Origin of the sequence: Acidiphilium sp. JA12-A1, from assembly GCF_000724705.2 — a bacterium.
Lineage (GTDB): Bacteria > Pseudomonadota > Alphaproteobacteria > Acetobacterales > Acetobacteraceae > Acidiphilium > Acidiphilium multivorum.
The window spans coordinates 81,783-97,457 of sequence record NZ_JFHO01000044.1; the positions used below are offsets into that span (position 1 = coordinate 81,783).

General features: G+C 70.1%; 16 protein-coding genes. 8 read left to right on the top strand and 8 right to left on the bottom strand.

Annotated features, from left to right (window positions below):
- Nucleotides 1–6: 6 nt before the first annotated feature.
- Both glyS and RT91_RS08620 read right to left on the bottom strand, forming a co-directional pair.
- Complete coding sequence (glyS, locus tag RT91_RS08615; protein ID WP_035186769.1) at nucleotides 7–2,007, bottom strand: glycine--tRNA ligase subunit beta; 2,001 nt, start codon at nucleotides 2,005–2,007, stop codon at nucleotides 7–9.
- Nucleotides 2,000–2,905, bottom strand: coding sequence for a glycine--tRNA ligase subunit alpha (locus RT91_RS08620; protein WP_013640589.1), 906 nt, complete (start codon nucleotides 2,903–2,905; stop codon nucleotides 2,000–2,002). Before RT91_RS08620 ends, glyS begins: the two co-directional genes overlap by 8 nt.
- A 67-nt stretch (nucleotides 2,906–2,972) precedes the next feature.
- Here RT91_RS08620 and RT91_RS08625 point away from each other — a divergent pair, with 67 nt between their 5' ends.
- The 4 genes from RT91_RS08625 to RT91_RS08640 all read left to right on the top strand — a co-directional run bounded on the left by RT91_RS08625 (nucleotide 2,973) and on the right by RT91_RS08640 (nucleotide 6,271).
- Complete coding sequence (locus RT91_RS08625) at nucleotides 2,973–3,377, top strand: hypothetical protein (RefSeq protein WP_035186772.1); 405 nt, start codon at nucleotides 2,973–2,975, stop codon at nucleotides 3,375–3,377.
- Nucleotides 3,364–4,536: an isovaleryl-CoA dehydrogenase gene (locus RT91_RS08630; protein WP_012039867.1), complete on the top strand. Its 1,173-nt coding sequence runs from the start codon at nucleotides 3,364–3,366 to the stop codon at nucleotides 4,534–4,536. The genes RT91_RS08625 and RT91_RS08630 overlap by 14 nt, the downstream gene beginning before the upstream one ends.
- A 61-nt stretch (nucleotides 4,537–4,597) precedes the next feature.
- Entirely contained in the window at nucleotides 4,598–5,554 is a 957-nt protein-coding gene (locus tag RT91_RS08635; protein ID WP_007423469.1) for an acetyl-CoA carboxylase carboxyltransferase subunit alpha, read from the top strand.
- A gap of 96 nt (nucleotides 5,555–5,650) precedes the next feature.
- Nucleotides 5,651–6,271, top strand: a complete 621-nt coding sequence (locus RT91_RS08640; RefSeq protein ID WP_035186775.1) for a hypothetical protein — start codon at nucleotides 5,651–5,653, stop codon at nucleotides 6,269–6,271.
- 44 nt (nucleotides 6,272–6,315) lie between these two features.
- Here the strand turns inward: RT91_RS08640 and speE are convergent, their stop codons facing one another.
- The 3 genes from speE to RT91_RS08655 form a co-directional block, all read right to left on the bottom strand.
- Nucleotides 6,316–7,179, bottom strand: a complete 864-nt coding sequence (gene speE, locus RT91_RS08645) for a polyamine aminopropyltransferase (protein ID WP_007423468.1) — start codon at nucleotides 7,177–7,179, stop codon at nucleotides 6,316–6,318.
- 69 nt (nucleotides 7,180–7,248) lie between these two features.
- A complete protein-coding gene (gene speD / locus RT91_RS08650) occupies nucleotides 7,249–7,713 on the bottom strand; it encodes an adenosylmethionine decarboxylase (protein ID WP_007423467.1) in 465 nt (154 codons plus the stop codon).
- 166 nt (nucleotides 7,714–7,879) lie between these two features.
- Complete coding sequence (locus RT91_RS08655) at nucleotides 7,880–8,638, bottom strand: carboxylesterase (protein WP_035186778.1); 759 nt, start codon at nucleotides 8,636–8,638, stop codon at nucleotides 7,880–7,882.
- Between the two features lie 58 nt (nucleotides 8,639–8,696).
- On the opposite strand from RT91_RS08655, the gene RT91_RS08660 reads away from it, so the two are divergent.
- The 4 genes from RT91_RS08660 to RT91_RS08675 all read left to right on the top strand — a co-directional run bounded on the left by RT91_RS08660 (nucleotide 8,697) and on the right by RT91_RS08675 (nucleotide 13,411).
- On the top strand, nucleotides 8,697–9,836 hold the full coding sequence (locus RT91_RS08660; protein ID WP_035186780.1) for a glycosyltransferase family 4 protein: 1,140 nt from the start codon (nucleotides 8,697–8,699) through the stop codon (nucleotides 9,834–9,836).
- Entirely contained in the window at nucleotides 9,833–10,771 is a 939-nt protein-coding gene (locus RT91_RS08665; RefSeq protein WP_035186782.1) for a glycosyltransferase family 9 protein, read from the top strand. Before RT91_RS08660 ends, RT91_RS08665 begins: the two co-directional genes overlap by 4 nt.
- Nucleotides 10,772–10,782: 11 nt before the next feature.
- A complete protein-coding gene (gene thrS, locus RT91_RS08670) occupies nucleotides 10,783–12,705 on the top strand; it encodes a threonine--tRNA ligase (protein WP_035186784.1) in 1,923 nt (640 codons plus the stop codon).
- A 118-nt stretch (nucleotides 12,706–12,823) separates the two neighbouring features.
- The gene (locus RT91_RS08675) at nucleotides 12,824–13,411 is read left to right on the top strand and encodes a hypothetical protein (protein WP_035186787.1); all 588 of its coding nucleotides are present in this window, start codon (nucleotides 12,824–12,826) and stop codon (nucleotides 13,409–13,411) included.
- A gap of 22 nt (nucleotides 13,412–13,433) precedes the next feature.
- On the opposite strand, the gene RT91_RS08680 is transcribed toward RT91_RS08675, so the two are convergent.
- From RT91_RS08680 to RT91_RS08690, 3 genes are all read right to left on the bottom strand, one after another.
- Complete coding sequence (locus RT91_RS08680; protein ID WP_035186789.1) at nucleotides 13,434–14,255, bottom strand: IclR family transcriptional regulator C-terminal domain-containing protein; 822 nt, start codon at nucleotides 14,253–14,255, stop codon at nucleotides 13,434–13,436.
- Between the two features lie 194 nt (nucleotides 14,256–14,449).
- The gene (locus RT91_RS08685; protein WP_007422452.1) at nucleotides 14,450–14,896 is read right to left on the bottom strand and encodes an OsmC family protein; all 447 of its coding nucleotides are present in this window, start codon (nucleotides 14,894–14,896) and stop codon (nucleotides 14,450–14,452) included.
- Nucleotides 14,897–14,971: 75 nt separating this feature from the next.
- A complete protein-coding gene (locus RT91_RS08690; protein ID WP_035186791.1) occupies nucleotides 14,972–15,673 on the bottom strand; it encodes an ABC transporter ATP-binding protein in 702 nt (233 codons plus the stop codon).
- Nucleotides 15,674–15,675: the final 2 nt, after the last annotated feature.

A 15,675-nucleotide genomic window follows, 5' to 3' on the forward strand; every position in this document is an offset into this window, starting at 1 on the left:
GGGGCATTACCCTTCCAGTTTCGAGAAATCGGCGACGCGATGCATCACGTCGCGCAGGCGGGCCAGCAATCGCAAACGATTGCGGCGTAATTCTGCTCCCGTCGCGTTCACGGTCACATGATCGAAAAACGCGTCGACCGGCGCGCGCAGCGCCGCGAAACCCCGCATCGCGCCGGCGAAATCCTCGTCTTCCAGCCGGCGCCGCGCTTCGAGATCCACCGCCTCCAGCGCATCCGCGAGCGCGATCTCCGCCGCCTCGGCCAGCAACCCAGGATCGATCGTGCCCTCGTGCGGCCCGTCCTTCGCATCCTCGATTCTGAGGATGTTTGTACTCCGCCGATACGCCGCGAGCAGGTTCGCCCCGTCCTCGGTGGCGAGGAACGCCCCCAGCGCCTCGGTCCGCGCGATCAGCCGGGTCAGGTCGTCATCCCGCGCCGTATCCAGAACGGCGTTCAGCACGTCGAACCGCTTGCCCTCGCCGCGCAGCTTCACCCGCAGCCGTTCGATCAGGAAGTCGAACACCTCCGCGCCCACCAGCGGCATCAGGTTCAGCCTGAGCCCATTCTCCAGCACGATGCGGATCACCCCCAGCGCCGCCCGCCGCAGCGCGAACGGATCGCCCGACCCGGTCGGCGTCTCGCCGATGCGGAAGAACTCCCGCAGCGTGTCGATCTTGTCCGCCAGCGCCACGGCGGCGGAAACAACCCCCGAAGGCACCTCGTCCGACGGGCCTTTCGGCTGGTAATGCGTGCGGATCGCCGCGGCGATCGCCTCACCCTCGCCCGACGCCTCGGCGTAATACCCGCCCATGATGCCCTGAAGCTCGGGGAACTCGCCGACCATCCCGCTGACGAGATCCGCCTTGCACAGCCGCCCGGCCCGCGCCGCCGCATCCGCCGCCGCCGCATCCGCGCCCAGCGCCAGCGCGATCTCCCGCGCCAGCGCCTCGATCCGCCCGGCCCGCGCATGCTGGGTGCCGAGCTTCGCGTGGAACGTCACCGCATCGAGCTTCGGCAGCCACGAGTCCAGCGTCTGCTTCCGGTCCTGCGCCCAGAAATGCTCCGCATCCGCGAGCCTTGCCCGCAGCACCCGCTCATTGCCGGCGATGATCGCCGCCCCGCCGTCATTCGCCGCGATATTGGCGACGAAGGCGAAATACGGCGCCGGATTGCCCGCCGCGTCGCGCGTCGCGAAATAGCGCTGGTTCACCTTCATCGACAGTTCGCGCACCTCCGGCGGCAGCGCCATCTGCCCCGGATCGATCGCCCCGATCAGGCAGACCGGCCACTCCACCAGCCCCGCGACCTCGTCCAGCAGCCCCGCATCCCCGGCAACGCTCAGCCCCTTTGCTCCGGCCGCCGCGCGCAGCCCCTCCGCGATCGTTTTTCTCCGCTCATCGGCATCGACGATCACGCGCCGCGCCCGCAGCTCCTCCTGCCATTGCGCGGCGGAGGTCACCCGGAACGCGCCCGGCGCGAGAAACCGGTGCCCCTCGCTCTGATCCCCGCTCGCCACCGGCCCGAGCGTGAACGGAATCACCTTCCCATCGAGCAGGCACACCACCCGCCGCAACGGCCGCACCCAGGTGAACGCCCCGCTCTGCCCCCAGCGCATCGATTTCGGCCAGCCGAACCCGGCCAGCGCCTGAGCGAATTCACCCGCGATCAGCTCGCCCGCCGGCCGCGACGGCAGGTTCCGCCGGAGCAGGAAATACCCGTCCTCCTCGACCAGCTCTTCCCGCGCCGCACCGTTCTTGCGCAGGAACCCCTCCAGCGCCTGCGGCGGTGCCGAGAGCTTCGGCCCCCGCACTTCGCTCGCCGATTCCGGCACCTCGGCCGCGATCGTCGCCACGACGGCAATCCGCCGCGCGGCGCCGAAGGCCTTTATATCGCGCGGCGACAGCGGCGCGAGCTGCGCGCCCACCAGCTTCGCGAGCTGCTCGGCCGCCGCTTCCTGCATCCGCGCCGGAATTTCCTCGGAGAAAAGCTCCAGAAAGAACTCAGCCATTCTTCCGCGCCTCCGCCTCGGCCCGCTCGCCCGCGACCCAGACCTCCGCGCACGCCTTCGCCAGCGCCCGCACCCGGCCGATATAGGCGGCGCGCTCGGTCACCGAAATCACCCCCCGCGCATCCAGCAGGTTGAACAGATGGCTCGCCTTGATGCACTGGTCATAGGCCGGCTGCGCCAGCCCCCGTCCCACCAGCGCCCCGCATTCCTGCTCCGCATCCCCGAAATGCCGCATCAGCATTTCGGTATCGGCGAATTCGAAATTATGCGCCGAATAGTCTTTCTCCGCCCGGAGGAAAACATCGCCATAGCTCAGCGCGTGCGGCCCCTCGGCATCGTTGAAGCGGAGCGAGAACACGTTCTCCACCCCCTGCACATACATCGCCAGCCGCTCCAGCCCGTAGGTCATCTCGAAGCTCGGCACATCCACCGCGATCCCGCCGACCTGCTGGAAATAGGTGAACTGCCCCACCTCCATCCCGTCGCACCAGATCTCCCAGCCGAGTCCCCAGGCGCCCAGCGTCGGGCTTTCCCAGTCATCCTCGACGAAGCGGAAATCGTGCCGCAGCGGATCGAGCCCGATCTCCCGGTAGCTCGCCAGCAGCAACTCCTGCGCGTCCGCCGGCGAGGGCTTCATGATCACCTGGTACTGATAATAGTGCTGCAACCGGTTCGGATTCTCGCCATACCGCCCGTCCGAGGGCCGGCGCGAGGGCTGCACATAGGCCGCCGCCCACGGCTTCGGCCCGAGCGAGCGCAGCGTGGTCGCCGGATGGAAGGTTCCGGCCCCCATTTCCATGTCGTAGGGCTGCAGGATCACGCAGCCCTGGCGGGCCCAGAACCGGTGCAGCGCGAGAATGATATCCTGAAAGCTCAGGGCGTGTTTCTGGTCTTGCATGGGTCCGTGATATGGAGCCGGTGATTTCGCGGGCGTTTTCGCGATGCACCATTACGAGGCAAGGGGCATGAGGGCAAGATTCGGACGGGCCGACCTGATCGGAATCGCGGTGGTGATCGCGCTCGCCGCCGCCGCCGCCGGCTTCCGCATGGCGACGATCGAGCCCCGCGCCTATGTCGGCCTCTGTGCCGGCGCCCACGCCCCGCTCGTCTGCGCCCCGCGCCACGCCGTGCTCTGGCTGCAATACGAGCGGCTGTTCGGCTTTCCCGCCCTGCTGCTCGGCCTGCTCGCCTTCGCCTTCGCCAGCCGCGCGCTCGGCATCGCCGGCCTCGCCCTCGGCATCGTCGCCGTCATCAACTACAACGGCACCGAAGGCATCGTCGGCGCCGCCCTCGCCTTGTGGGGCTGGCTCGAAGCCGCGATGCCCGCCGCTTTCGACCGGGGAGAAGGACAACGCCATGCGCGCGAATAGCCACACCATGCTCGATTTCGACCTCGGCGAGGAGATCGACGCCCTGCGCGATTCGGTCCGCCGCTTCGCCGCGGCCGAAATCGCCCCCCGCGCCGCCGCGATCGACCGCGACAACGATTTCCCGCACGATCTCTGGTCGAAGATGGGCGACATCGGCCTGCTCGGCATCACCGTGCCCGAGCAATATGGCGGGGCCGGCCTGGGCTATCTCGCCCATTGCGTCGCGATGGAGGAAATCTCCCGCGCCTCGGCCTCGGTCGGCCTGTCCTACGGCGCGCATTCCAATCTCTGCGTCAACCAGATCCGCCTCAACGGCACCGAGGCCCAGCGCGAGCGCTACCTGCCGGACCTCGTCTCCGGCCGCAAGGTCGGCGCGCTCGCGATGTCCGAGCCCAATGCCGGGTCGGACGTCGTCTCGATGCGCCTGCGCGCCGAGAAGCGCGGCAATTCCTACGTGCTGAACGGATCGAAAATGTGGATCACCAACGGCCCCGAGGCCGACACGCTGGTGGTCTACGCGAAAACCGACCCCGAGTCCGGCCCGCGCGGCATCACCGCCTTCCTCGTCGAGAAGACCATGCCCGGCTTCTCCTGCGCCCAGAAGCTCGACAAGCTCGGCATGCGCGGCTCCAACACCGGCGAGCTGGTCTTCGAGGATTGCGTCGTCCCCGAATCGAACGTGCTCGGCGGGGTCGGCCGCGGCGTCAACGTGCTGATGAGCGGGCTCGACTACGAGCGCGCCGTCCTCGCCGCCGGCCCCCTCGGCATCATGCAATCGGCGCTCGACATCGTGATCCCCTATGTCCACGAGCGCGAGCAGTTCGGCCAGAAGATCGGCGAGTTCCAGCTCATCCAGGGCAAGCTCGCCGACATGTACGTGACGATGAGCGCCGCCCGCGCCTATGTCTACGCGGTGGCCAAGGCGTGCGACCGTGGCCGGACCACCCGCAAGGACGCCGCCGGCGCCATCCTCTACGCCGCCGAGAAGGCGACCTGGATGGCGCTGGAGGCGATCCAGTGCCTCGGCGGCAACGGCTACATCAACGACTACGCCACCGGCCGCCTGCTGCGCGATGCGAAACTCTACGAGATCGGCGCCGGCACCTCGGAAATCCGCCGGATGCTGATCGGCCGCGAACTCTTCCGCGAAACCGCCTGACCCGCGGCCCGCGCCAGGGGGGATTTGACGCCGGCGAAAAACTGCGGCACCGGAAGCGGCCATGCGCCATTTCCTGGATTTCGAGAAGCCGGTCGCCGAGCTGGAAGCCAAGATCGAGGAGCTGCGCCGGATGACCGATCCGGGCGAGCTCAACATCGCCGAAGAGGTCACCCTCCTGTCCGACAAGGCGGAGCGGCAGTTGCGCACCCTCTACGGCAGGCTCTCGCCCTGGCAGAAGACCCAGGTCGCCCGCCATCCCGAGCGGCCCAAGGCGCGCGACGTCATCGCCGGGCTGATCACCGAATTCACCCCGCTGGCCGGCGACCGCGGCTTCGGCGAGGATGCCGCCATCGTCGCCGGACCCGGCCGCTTCAAGGGCGAGCCGGTCATGGTCATCGCCATCGAGAAGGGTTGGGACCTCGAATCGCGGCTGAAGCACAATTTCGGCTCGCCCCGGCCGGAGGGCTACCGCAAGGCGCGCCGCCTGATCGAGATGGCCGGCCGCTTCGGCCTGCCCGTGCTCTCCTTCGTCGACACCTCCGGCGCCTATCCCGGCGTCGATGCCGAGGCGCGCGGCCAGGCCGAGGCGATCGCCCGCGGCATCGATGCCTGCCTCGCCGCCCCGGTCCCCTTCATCGCGACCATCATCGGCGAGGGCGGCTCCGGCGGCGCCATCGCCATCGCCGCCGCCGATACCGTGCTGATGTTCGAGCACGCGATCTATTCCGTCATCTCGCCCGAGGGCTGCGCCGCCATCCTGTGGGAAGACCGCGCCAACGCCGCCCAGGCCGCCGAGGCGATGAAGATCACCGCCCAGGACCTCAAGCGCCTCGGCATCATCGACCGCATCGTGCCCGAGCCGCTCGGCGGCGCCCATCGCGACCCCCAGGCCGCGATCACCGCCCTCGGCGCCGCGATCGCCGAAACCCTGCCCGGCCTCGCCGCCCTCGCGCCCGAGGCCCTGCGCGCGAAACGCCGCGAGAAATTCCTCGCCATCGGCCAGACCCTGCCGGTCTGACCGGCGCAAGCCGGCCGCGATCGTTACGATACTTGACCGAATTCCGAAAGCGATTCAGCCTGCGCGCCTGATCCACCGGAAGAGGGGAAGGCCGACATGGCCCGGAATCACCTGCCGACCATCACCCTCAAGCGCCTCGAGGCCGACCGCGACGAAGCCGCCGACCAGCTGCTCGGCCTCGTCGTCGACCAGTTCCTGCCCGAGGGGCTGTCGCCCTTGCCGGTCGCGGAGATGATCGTCACCTGGGCCGAGCTCGGCCTCACCGTTGCCGGCTTCGGCGAACAGCTCGGCGCGGTGCAGGGCGCGATCGGCAAGGGCCTCGCCCGCGTGAGCGAAATCCTCACCCGCCCCTATCACCTGAAGTTCGACGGCGGCGCGATGCGCCTCGTCGGCGACCCGCCCCGCCGCGACCTGACCGAGACGCTGGTCAAGCTGCGCGCCGTGCTCGCCGCGCCGGACGATTCGCAGGTCCGCCTGCGCCTCGTCGCCCCCGCGGTGAGCTTCACCGATGCCTGCTTCAACTATCGCTGGCGCGGCACGATCTTCGAATTCACATCGGGGTTCATGCCCGGCATCAACCGCCCGCGCCACGTCGCCTGGCACCCCTCGCCGACCTACCGCCCCGCGCCCGCGATGCCGAAACACCTGACCGATCTCTTGCGGATCGGCCGCGTGCAGCACCGCACCCACAGCGAGCAGCGCGGCCAGGACGGCTGAACCTCGGCCCCGCGCCCGACCCGAACGGGACCGGGCGCCGAAGCTCAGCCCGGCAGATGCTTCGCGATATAGGGCGGCAGCACGAAGCTCGCCGCGTGCATCTCCGGCGACCAGTATTCCGTGGTCCCGAGAATCCCCGCCGCTTCCGCCCGCGCGCGGATCGTCGCCGCCGGCAGACGGGTGAGTTCCGGGTCCTTGCCGGCCCAGCCCAGCGTCATGAACCCGCCGACATAGGTCGGCACCGCGGCGACATAGGCGGTCACGTGCGGAAAGAATTTCCGCCGCCGCGCCGAGGTCTCGCGCAGCTCGTCCGCCTGCATGAACGGCACGCCGCACTGGTTCACCACCAGCCCCCGCGCGGTCAGGATGCGCGCGCAATTGGCATAGAAATCGTCGGTGAACAGCACCTCGCCCACCCCGATCGGATCGGTCGAATCGACGATGATGACGTCGAAACTCGCATCCGGCGCCTTCTTCACATAGTCGATCCCGTCGCCGACGATCACCTCCGCGCGCGGATCGTCCCAGGCCTCGCCCGCGATCTTCGGCAGGAACTCCTTCGCCAGCCGGATCACCTCGCCGTCGATCTCGACCATCACCGCCCGCTCGACGCCCTTGTGCATCAGCACCCGCCGCAGCACGCCGCCATCGCCGGCGCCGATGATCAGCACCGATCGCGCCGCCCCATGCGCCAGCAGCGGCACATGCGTCAGCATCTCCTGATAGACGAACTCGTCGCCCTCGGTGATCTGCACGATGCCGTCCAGCATCATCACCCGTCCGTGGAACTCGCTCTCGAAGATCGCGATGTCCTGGAAGTCGCTCTTCGTCCGCGCCAGCTCGCGCGTCACCCCGAAGCGCTGGCCCCAGAACGGATACAGCGTCTCGTTCACCCACATGTCGGTCATGCTCTCGCTCCATACGAAAACACCGCCCTGCCGGGGGCAAGGCGGTGTGTCGTCATCAACGGTTTCGCCTCAGGCGGTGACGCCGCGGCGCTGTTCGCCCACCTGCACGTCGCTCGGCGAGAACGCCGCGCGCAGGAACGGAATCGCCTTGTAGGGATCGCACACGCCGCACATGAAGATGTCGATCGCGGCGTAGTTGCGCTCCGGCCAGGTGTGGATCGAGATATGGCTCTCCGCCAGCACCACCACGCCGGACACGCCGCCATTCGGCGTGAAATGGTGGAAATGGCTGTGCAGGATCGTCGCCCCCGCGGCGAGCGCACCCTCGCGCAGCGTCGCGTCGATCAGTTCGGGACTGTCGAGCTTCTCGGCCCCCCACAAATCCACGAGCAGATGCGTCCCGGCGAATTTCACGCCGTCACGCTCGACGAAATAATCCTTCGGCACGGCGACCTCATCGGTCGCGTCCTGAGCAACAGTCTGGTTTTCGCTCGGAATTTCCGAGACCATCCCCAGTCGGGCAAGTGCGTTCATCGCGAACCCCCTCAACCAGTGACAGCCTGTAGAACGCGGCACCGCGCCGCGCCCCCCGGGGCCAAGAGCGCGCGATATGCGGAAAAACCTCTGGACTTGCAAGGGGTTTTTCAAGGTTCTTCGATGAAATTTTACCCCCCCTGCGCAGGGGGGCAATGCGCGCCGGTTATGACGCCGCGCCGGCTCGGAGCGAAAACACCTCCGCGCCGATCAGCGCGAGGTCCTGCGGGCGCGACAGCCGGTGCTCCCCGTCCTTGACCAGCGTCACCCGCACATCCTCGCCCGTTACCGCCTCGGCGATCCGCAGCGCCGTCCGCCACGGCACCTCGGCGTCGCGCTGCCCCTGGATCAGCCGCACCGGCGCATCGATCGGAATCGGCCCGCCGAGCACGAGGTTCCGCCGCCCATCCTCCAGCAACGCCGCGGTCACCGGCGTCGGCGCGCCATAGGGATTGGGCAGGTGCAAGATGCCGTCGCGCGCCAGCGCCGCCCGCGCCGCGTCATCGAAGGCGGGCTCCATCAGCTCGGCGGTGAAATCGGGTGCCGCGGCGATGCCGACGAACCCCGCCAGCCGCGCCCCGAGCCGCCGCGCCAGCAGCAGCCCGATCCACCCGCCCATCGACGATCCGACCAGCACGAGGTCTTGCTCCGGCACCATGGCGGCGATCACCTCTGCGGCATCGTCGGCCCAGCGCCCGATCGTCCCCTCCTCGAACCGCCCGCCCGACTGCCCGTGCCCGGAATAGTCGAGCCGCAGCATCGCCCGCCCGCGTGCCGCGCATTCGTCGCGCAGGAACAGCGCCTTGGTCCCCTGCATGTCCGAGGCGAAGCCGGGCAGGAACACCACCACCGGCCCCGCGCCGCGCAGAAGGGCACAGGCGAGGCTGGTCCCGTTCGCCCCGATCCGCGCCACGCTCTCGTCCATCCGGCCCTCCCCTTCGCTGCCCGCGCATGGTATCGGCGCGGCGCACGAAAGGTCCGCCATGCGCCATCCCTCGGATTATGCGATTCTACAGGTTCTGCCGCGTCTGGAAACCGGGGGCGTGGAGCAGGTGGTGGTCGAACTGACCGAGGCCGTCGCCCGCACCGGCGCCCGCGCCTTCGTCGCAAGCCAATCGGGCCGCCTGGTCCGCGCGGTCGAGCGCGCCGGCGGACGGCATGTCGAGATCGACCTCGAATCCCGCAACCCGCTGAAGATCCTCGCCGCCGCGCGCCGCCTCGCCCGGCTGATCCGCGCCGAGCGGATCTCCCTCGTCCACGCCCATTCCCGCGCCCCGGCCATCGCCGCCCGCCTCGCCGCCCGCCGCTGCGGCGTGCCCTTCGTCACCACCTATCACGGCGCCTATGGCCAGCGCGGCCCGCTCAAGGCGCGCTACAACGCGGTGATGGCCTCGGGCGACCGGGTGATCGCGATCTCCGGCTTCATCGCCGATCTCGTCCGCGCCCGCCACGGCGTCGGGGCGGACCGCCTGCGCATCGTCCCCGGCGGGGTGGACTGCGCGAAATTCGACCCCGACGCCGTGGGCGGCCGGCGGATGGAGGCCCTCGCCCGCGCCTGGCCCCTGCCCGACGGCGCGCCGGTGATCATGCTCCCCGCCCGGCTCACCGGCTGGAAGGGCCAGCGCGTCGCCATCGAGGCGCTCGCCCGCATGCGCCACCGCGACCCGATCCTCCTCCTCGTCGGCGCCGCCCAGGGGCGCGAGGCCTATCGCCGCTCCCTGGTCGAGACGATCCGCCGGCTCGATCTCGTCCCCCGCGTCGTCTTCGCCGGCGACTGCGCGGACATGCCCGCCGCCTACAAGCTGGCGGACATCGTGGTGAACGCCTCGACCGACCCCGAAGCCTTCGGCCGCACCATCGTCGAGGCGCAGGCGATGCGGCGGATCGCCATCGCCACCGATCACGGCGCCGCCCGCGAAACCATCCGCCACGGCGAAACCGGCTGGCGCACCAAACCCGGCGACGCCGCCGACCTCGCCGCCGCCCTCGACGCCGCACTCGACCTGCCGCCCGAATCCCGCCTCGCGATGGGCGAGGCCGCCCGCGCCTATGTCGCCGAATTCTACTCGATCGCCGCGATGCAGAACGGCAATCTCGCCGTCTACGACGAGCTGCTGGGATGACATCGACGCCGCGCATCCTCGTCATCCGCCACGGCGCGCTGGGCGACATCGTCCTCAGCTTCCCCGCCTTCGCCGCCATCCGCGCCGCCCATCCCGCCGCCGAGATTTCGCTCCTGACCACGAAACCCTTCGCCGCCTGGCTCGAAGCCGCCCCCTGGTTCGACCGCGTGATGATCGACCCGAAGCCCGGCCCGCTCGACCTCGCCGGCCTGCGCCGCCTGCGCCGCGCCCTCGGCGGCTTCGCGATGGTCTACGACCTGCAGACCTCCGGCCGCTCCAGCCGCTATTTCCGCCTCGCCGGACGCCCGCTTTGGTCCGGCATCGCCCCCGGCTGCGCCTTCCCCCACGCCGACCCCGCGCGCGACCGCACCCACACCCGCGAACGGATCGAAGGCCAGCTCGAAGCCGCTGGCATCCCCCTGCCGCTCCCCCTCCCCGACCTGTCCTGGACGCTCGCCGCCCCGCCCATCCCCCTGCCGGAGCGCTTCGTCGCGCTGATCCCCGGCGCCGCCCCGCACCGGCCGGAGAAGCGCTGGCCGGCGGAAAACTTCGGCGCCCTCGCCGCCGGGCTCGACCTCCCCTCCGTCGTCCTCGGCACCGCGTCCGAAGCCCCGCTCGCCGCCGCCATCGCCGCCCGCGCCCCGCGCACGCTCGACCTCACCGGCCGCACCACGATCCCCCAGCTCGCCGGCACCCTCGCCCGCGCCAGCCTCGCCATCGGCAACGACACCGGCCCGATGCACCTCGCCGCCGCCCTCGGCGTCCGTTCCGTCGTGCTGTTCGGCGGCGCCTCCGATCCCGCGCTGACCGCCCCGCGCGCCCCCGATGGCGGCTGGTCCGCCATCCTCCGCCGCCCCGATCTCGCCGCCCTTTCGGTGGCGGACGTTGCCGCCGCCGCGCAGGATGGGCATAACGACGCGTCATCCCCGCCCTGAAGGAGCACGCAATGCCCGCGATCACCCTGCCCGACGGTTCCGTCCGCGACTATCCGGGCCCCGTCACCGGCACCGAGATCGCCGCCTCCATCGGCCCCGGCCTCGCGAAGGCGGCGCTGGCGATGGAGGTCGACGGCAAGATGATGGACCTCTCCCGCACGCTCGATGCCGATGCGCGCCTCCGCTTCATCACCCGCCGCGATGCCGACTCCCTCGAGCTCATCCGCCACGACGCCGCCCATGTGATGGCCGAGGCGGTGCAGGCGCTCTACCCCGGCACCCAGGTCACCATCGGCCCCGCCATCGAGGGCGGCTTCTATTACGATTTCTTCCGCAACGAGCCCTTCACCCCGGACGACCTGCCGGCGATCGAGGCGAAGATGCGCGAGATCATCGCCGCCAACGCCCCCTTCACCCGCGAGGTCTGGGACCGCGACGAGGCGATCCGCTTCTTCGAAGCCCGCGGCGAGCGCTTCAAGGCCGAGCTGATCCGCGACCTGCCGGCCAGCGAGACCATCACCATCTACCGCCAGGGCGACTGGCTCGATCTCTGCCGCGGCCCGCACATGCGCGGCACCGGCGATATCGGCGGCGCCTTCAAGCTGACCAAGGTCGCCGGCGCCTACTGGCGCGGCGATCACCGCAACCCGATGCTCAGCCGCATCTACGGCACCGCCTGGCGCGACCAGAAGGAGCTGGATGCCCATCTGAAGCAGCTTGAGGAGGCCGAACGCCGCGACCACCGCAAGATCGGCCGGCAGATGGACCTCTTCCACATGCAGGAGGAAGCCGTCGGCAGCGTGTTCTGGCACGAGAAGGGCTGGCGCCTCTACCGCACGGTGGAGGCCTATATGCGCCGCCGCCAGGAGGAATTCGGCTATATCGAGGTCCGCACCCCGCAGCTGCTCGACCGCAAGCTCTGGGAAGCCTCCGGCCACTGGGACAATTACCGCAGCCACATGTTCATCGCCGAGGTCGAGGACGAGGACAAGGTCCTCGCCGTCAAGCCGATGAACTGCCCCTGCCACGTGCAGATCTTCAATCACGGCCTGCGCTCCTACCGCGAGCTGCCGCTGCGCATGGCCGAGTTCGGCGCCTGCCACCGCTACGAGCCCTCCGGCGCGCTGCACGGCATCATGCGCGTCCGCGCCTTCGCCCAGGACGACGCCCATATCTTCTGCACCGAAGACCAGATCGCCGATGAAACCGTCCGCTTCGTCGAGATGCTCCGCCGCGTCTACGCCGATTTCGGCTTCCCCGAATTCGCGGTGAAATTCGCCGACCGCCCGACCCCGCGCTCCGGGTCTGACGAGGTGTGGGACAAGGCCGAGGCCGCCCTGCGCTCGGCCTGCGAAACCGCCGGCGTCGAATTCACCGTCAATCCCGGCGAGGGCGCCTTCTACGGCCCGAAACTCGAATTCGTCCTCCGCGACGCGATCGGGCGGGACTGGCAGTGCGGCACGCTCCAGGTCGATTTCGTCCTCCCCGAGCGGCTCGACGCCTCCTACGTCACCGCCGAGTCCGGCCGCGCCCGCCCGGTCATGCTGCACCGCGCGATCGTGGGCAGTTTCGAGCGCTTCATCGGCATCCTGATCGAGAACTGCGCCGGCCGCTTCCCGCTCTGGCTCGCCCCCACCCAGGCGGCCGTCGCCAGCATCGTCACCGACGCCAACGACTATGCCGAGACGGTCGCAGCGAAACTCAAGGAAGCCGGCCTCGCCGTCGCCACCGACACCCGCAACGAAAAGATCAACGCCAAGGTGCGCGACCTCTCGCTCGCCCTGGTGCCGAACATCCTCGTCGTCGGCCGGCGCGAGGCCGAACAGCAAACCGTCTCGATCCGCCGCCTCGGCTCCGACAAGCAGGACAGCATGACCCTCGACGAGGCCGTCGCCACCCTCAAGGCAGAAGCCACCCCGCCCGACCTGCGCTAGTTTTTTGCTCCTCCGTTCCTTCGGGCGAAGGCGGCGCCCGAACGGGAGCGGAGCAGAAGAAGCAAAAAGGGAGCAAAATTCTTGCCCACCCCGGCGCAAGTATGTTCTTGTTCCGTTCATGCATGTCACCCGCCGCTTCCGCGCCCTGATCGACACGCTGTGCGACGCCGTCGCCCGGCGCGGGGCTGCCGGCGCCTTCGGCCCCGGGAGCGGCGCCCTCACCGTCCTGCTCTGGACCCGCCTGCGCCGCTACGCCACATTTTTGCTCCGCCTCTGCGCCGACGATGTTTCTGCGCCGCGCCCGCGTCCCTCGCGCCGCCGGGCGCGCCCGGCGGCCAATCCCGCAAGGCTCGCCCTGCCGCGCCGCACCGCCTGGCTTCTCGCTCCGGTCCCCGAGGCCATCGCCGCCGCCGGCCAGCTCCGCGCCCTGCTCGCCGATCCCGAATTGCAGCGCCGCATCGGCGAGGAACCGCGCCTCGGCCGCATCCTCCGCCCGCTCTGCCGCTGCCTCGGCGTGAAACTCCCCGCGCCGCTCCGCCTCCCGCCGCGCGCAGGCAGCAGGAAGCGGACCAAGCCCGCCCCCGCAAGCAGCACGCATGCGGGAGGAGCAGAATCACGGCCGCTGGCGCGCCGGTTCCGCCCGCCCGCCGCCTGCGCGCCGCCGCGCCGGCGCAACCGCGCCCCGCCGCTCGTCCGGTCCCGATGATGATCCCGTCAGGCGCGCCCGCTCAGCCGAGCAGGGCGACCGCCCGCGCGCATTGCGCCGCCGCCTCGCGAATCGCGGGCAGGATGCGGCGCATCACCTCCTCATGCGACACCCGCGCCGCGTTGGTGGCGACATTCAGCGCCACCGCCTGCCGCTGCCCCTTGCCCGGCACCGCCACCGCGACCGAGCGCAGGCCGAATTCGAGTTCCTGGTCGTTCAGCGCGAACCCGTCCCGCCGCACCGTCGCCAGCCGTTCGAGCAGCCGGCCGACATCGGTGATGGTCGCGGGCGTGAACCCCTGCAACGGCGCCCGCCCGTACCGGACGCGCACCTCGTCATCGCTCAGGGTGGCGAGCAGCGCCTGGCCCATCGAGGTCGCATGCGCCGGCAGCCTGGTGCCGACCCCGAGCGACAGCGCCATCAGCCGCTGCGGCGCCGCCGAGCGCGCGACGTACACGATGTCGGTCCCGTCCAGCACCGCCGCCGAGCTCGATTCGCCGAGCTCGCGGGTCAGCCCGGTCAGATAGGGTTCGATGAGTTCGGGAAAGCGCAGGCTGCCGAGATAGGCGTAACCGAGTTCCAGCACGCGCGGGGTGAGCGCGAACCACCGGTCGGTCTGCACGGCGTAGCCGAGATCGCACAGGGTGAGCAGGAACCGCCGCGCCGCCGAGCGCTGCAACCCGGTGACGCGGGCGGCGTCCGACAGGGTCATTTTCGGCCGGTCCGGCCCGAAGGCGCAGAGGATGGCAAGGCCGCGGGCGAAACTCTCGACATGGTCGCGCGGATTGGCCGGCGCGGCGGCCGGCGGGGCGGGCTGGATGGAATCGGCGGACAGGGACGACATTCGTGCGTTCTGCGCCCATCTGCCCCGCGCTTGCAAGATGGCGGACCGGCGCGCCGGGGAATCGCAAACATGCGTCTTGCGGAAAGCGTCCTTGCGGTTTCCCCCGCGCTTGTCCACAGGCTTATTCAGATTTCTGTGGACAACTCGCCGGAGATTGCCGAGGCGGCTGGCCGGTTTCGCCGGCCTGGACGGGCTCAGCCCTTGACCCTGGCACCGGTGCCGTCGGTCACGCTCACCTCGATCGGAATGCCGCGGGCGACCGAGGCGCCGACCGTGCAGAACTGTTCGAACTGGCCGAGAATCCGATCGAGATGCCCGATCGTCCCCGCCTCGGCGGCAAACCCGATCGCGACCTGGATCGCCTGCACCCGCAGCCGCCGGTTCTCGTCCCGGTCCACGGTGGCCCGCGCGGTGGTGGTGATCGCGCCGGGCGCCTCGCGGAACTTGGTCATCGCGAAATGAAAGCTGGAGGACATGCACGAGCCCACCGCCGCGAGCAGCAGCTGCACCGGCTCCGGCCCCGCCCCGCCGCCAAGCGGCGGCGGCTCGTCGGACACCAGCTTCGGCAGCCCGCCGCCGAATTCGGTCTCGAAGCGGAAATTCTCGATCTGACGCAGGACGATCTCGTGCGTGTCGGCCATCGGAGCCCCTCCTTCTGCTGCCCTGCAACATGCACGCAACCGGCGGCAACCGCCAGATGGCCGAAGGCAGGCCGCTCAGAGCCCGAAATAGGCCTCGTGCACGGCGTCGCTCGCCTCAAGCTCGGCCCGCGTGCCGGAAAGCCGCACCCGCCCGCCATCGATCAGGTAGCCCCGGTCGGCCAGCGGCAGGAAGGCGACGTTCTGTTCGGCGATCAGCAGCGTCATGCCGCCGGTGATCGCGGTCTTCAGCACGTCGACCACCTGCTTGACGAAGACCGGCGCGAGGCCGGACGAGGGTTCGTCCATCAGCAGCAGCTTCGGCTCGGAGATCAGCACCTTGGCGATGCCGAGCATCTTGCGCTGCCCGCCGGACAGGCTGGAGGCGAGGTCGCGCCGCTTGCCGGCGAGGGCGGGAAACAGGTCGTAGAGCCGGGCGCTGCGCCGCCGCACCTCGGCGGCCGAGAGGAAATAGCCGCCGAGGCGGATGTTCTCCTCGATGGTCAGGCCGGGAAACACGCCGAGTTCGGACATGAAGGCGATGCCGCGGCGGATGCGCTGGTCCGGCGGCAGGGCGCCGACCGGCTCGCCATCGAAGGTGATCGTCCCGCCGGTGCAGGGCAGCAGGCCGATGATCGTGCGCAGCAGCGTGGTCTTGCCGGCGCTGTTGGCGCCGAGCAGGATCACCGTCTCGCCCGCGTTCACCGCGAGGTCGATGCCCCAGAGAACCTGCATCGGGCCATACCCGGACTCGACGCCCTTGAGTGCGAGAAGGGTCATGC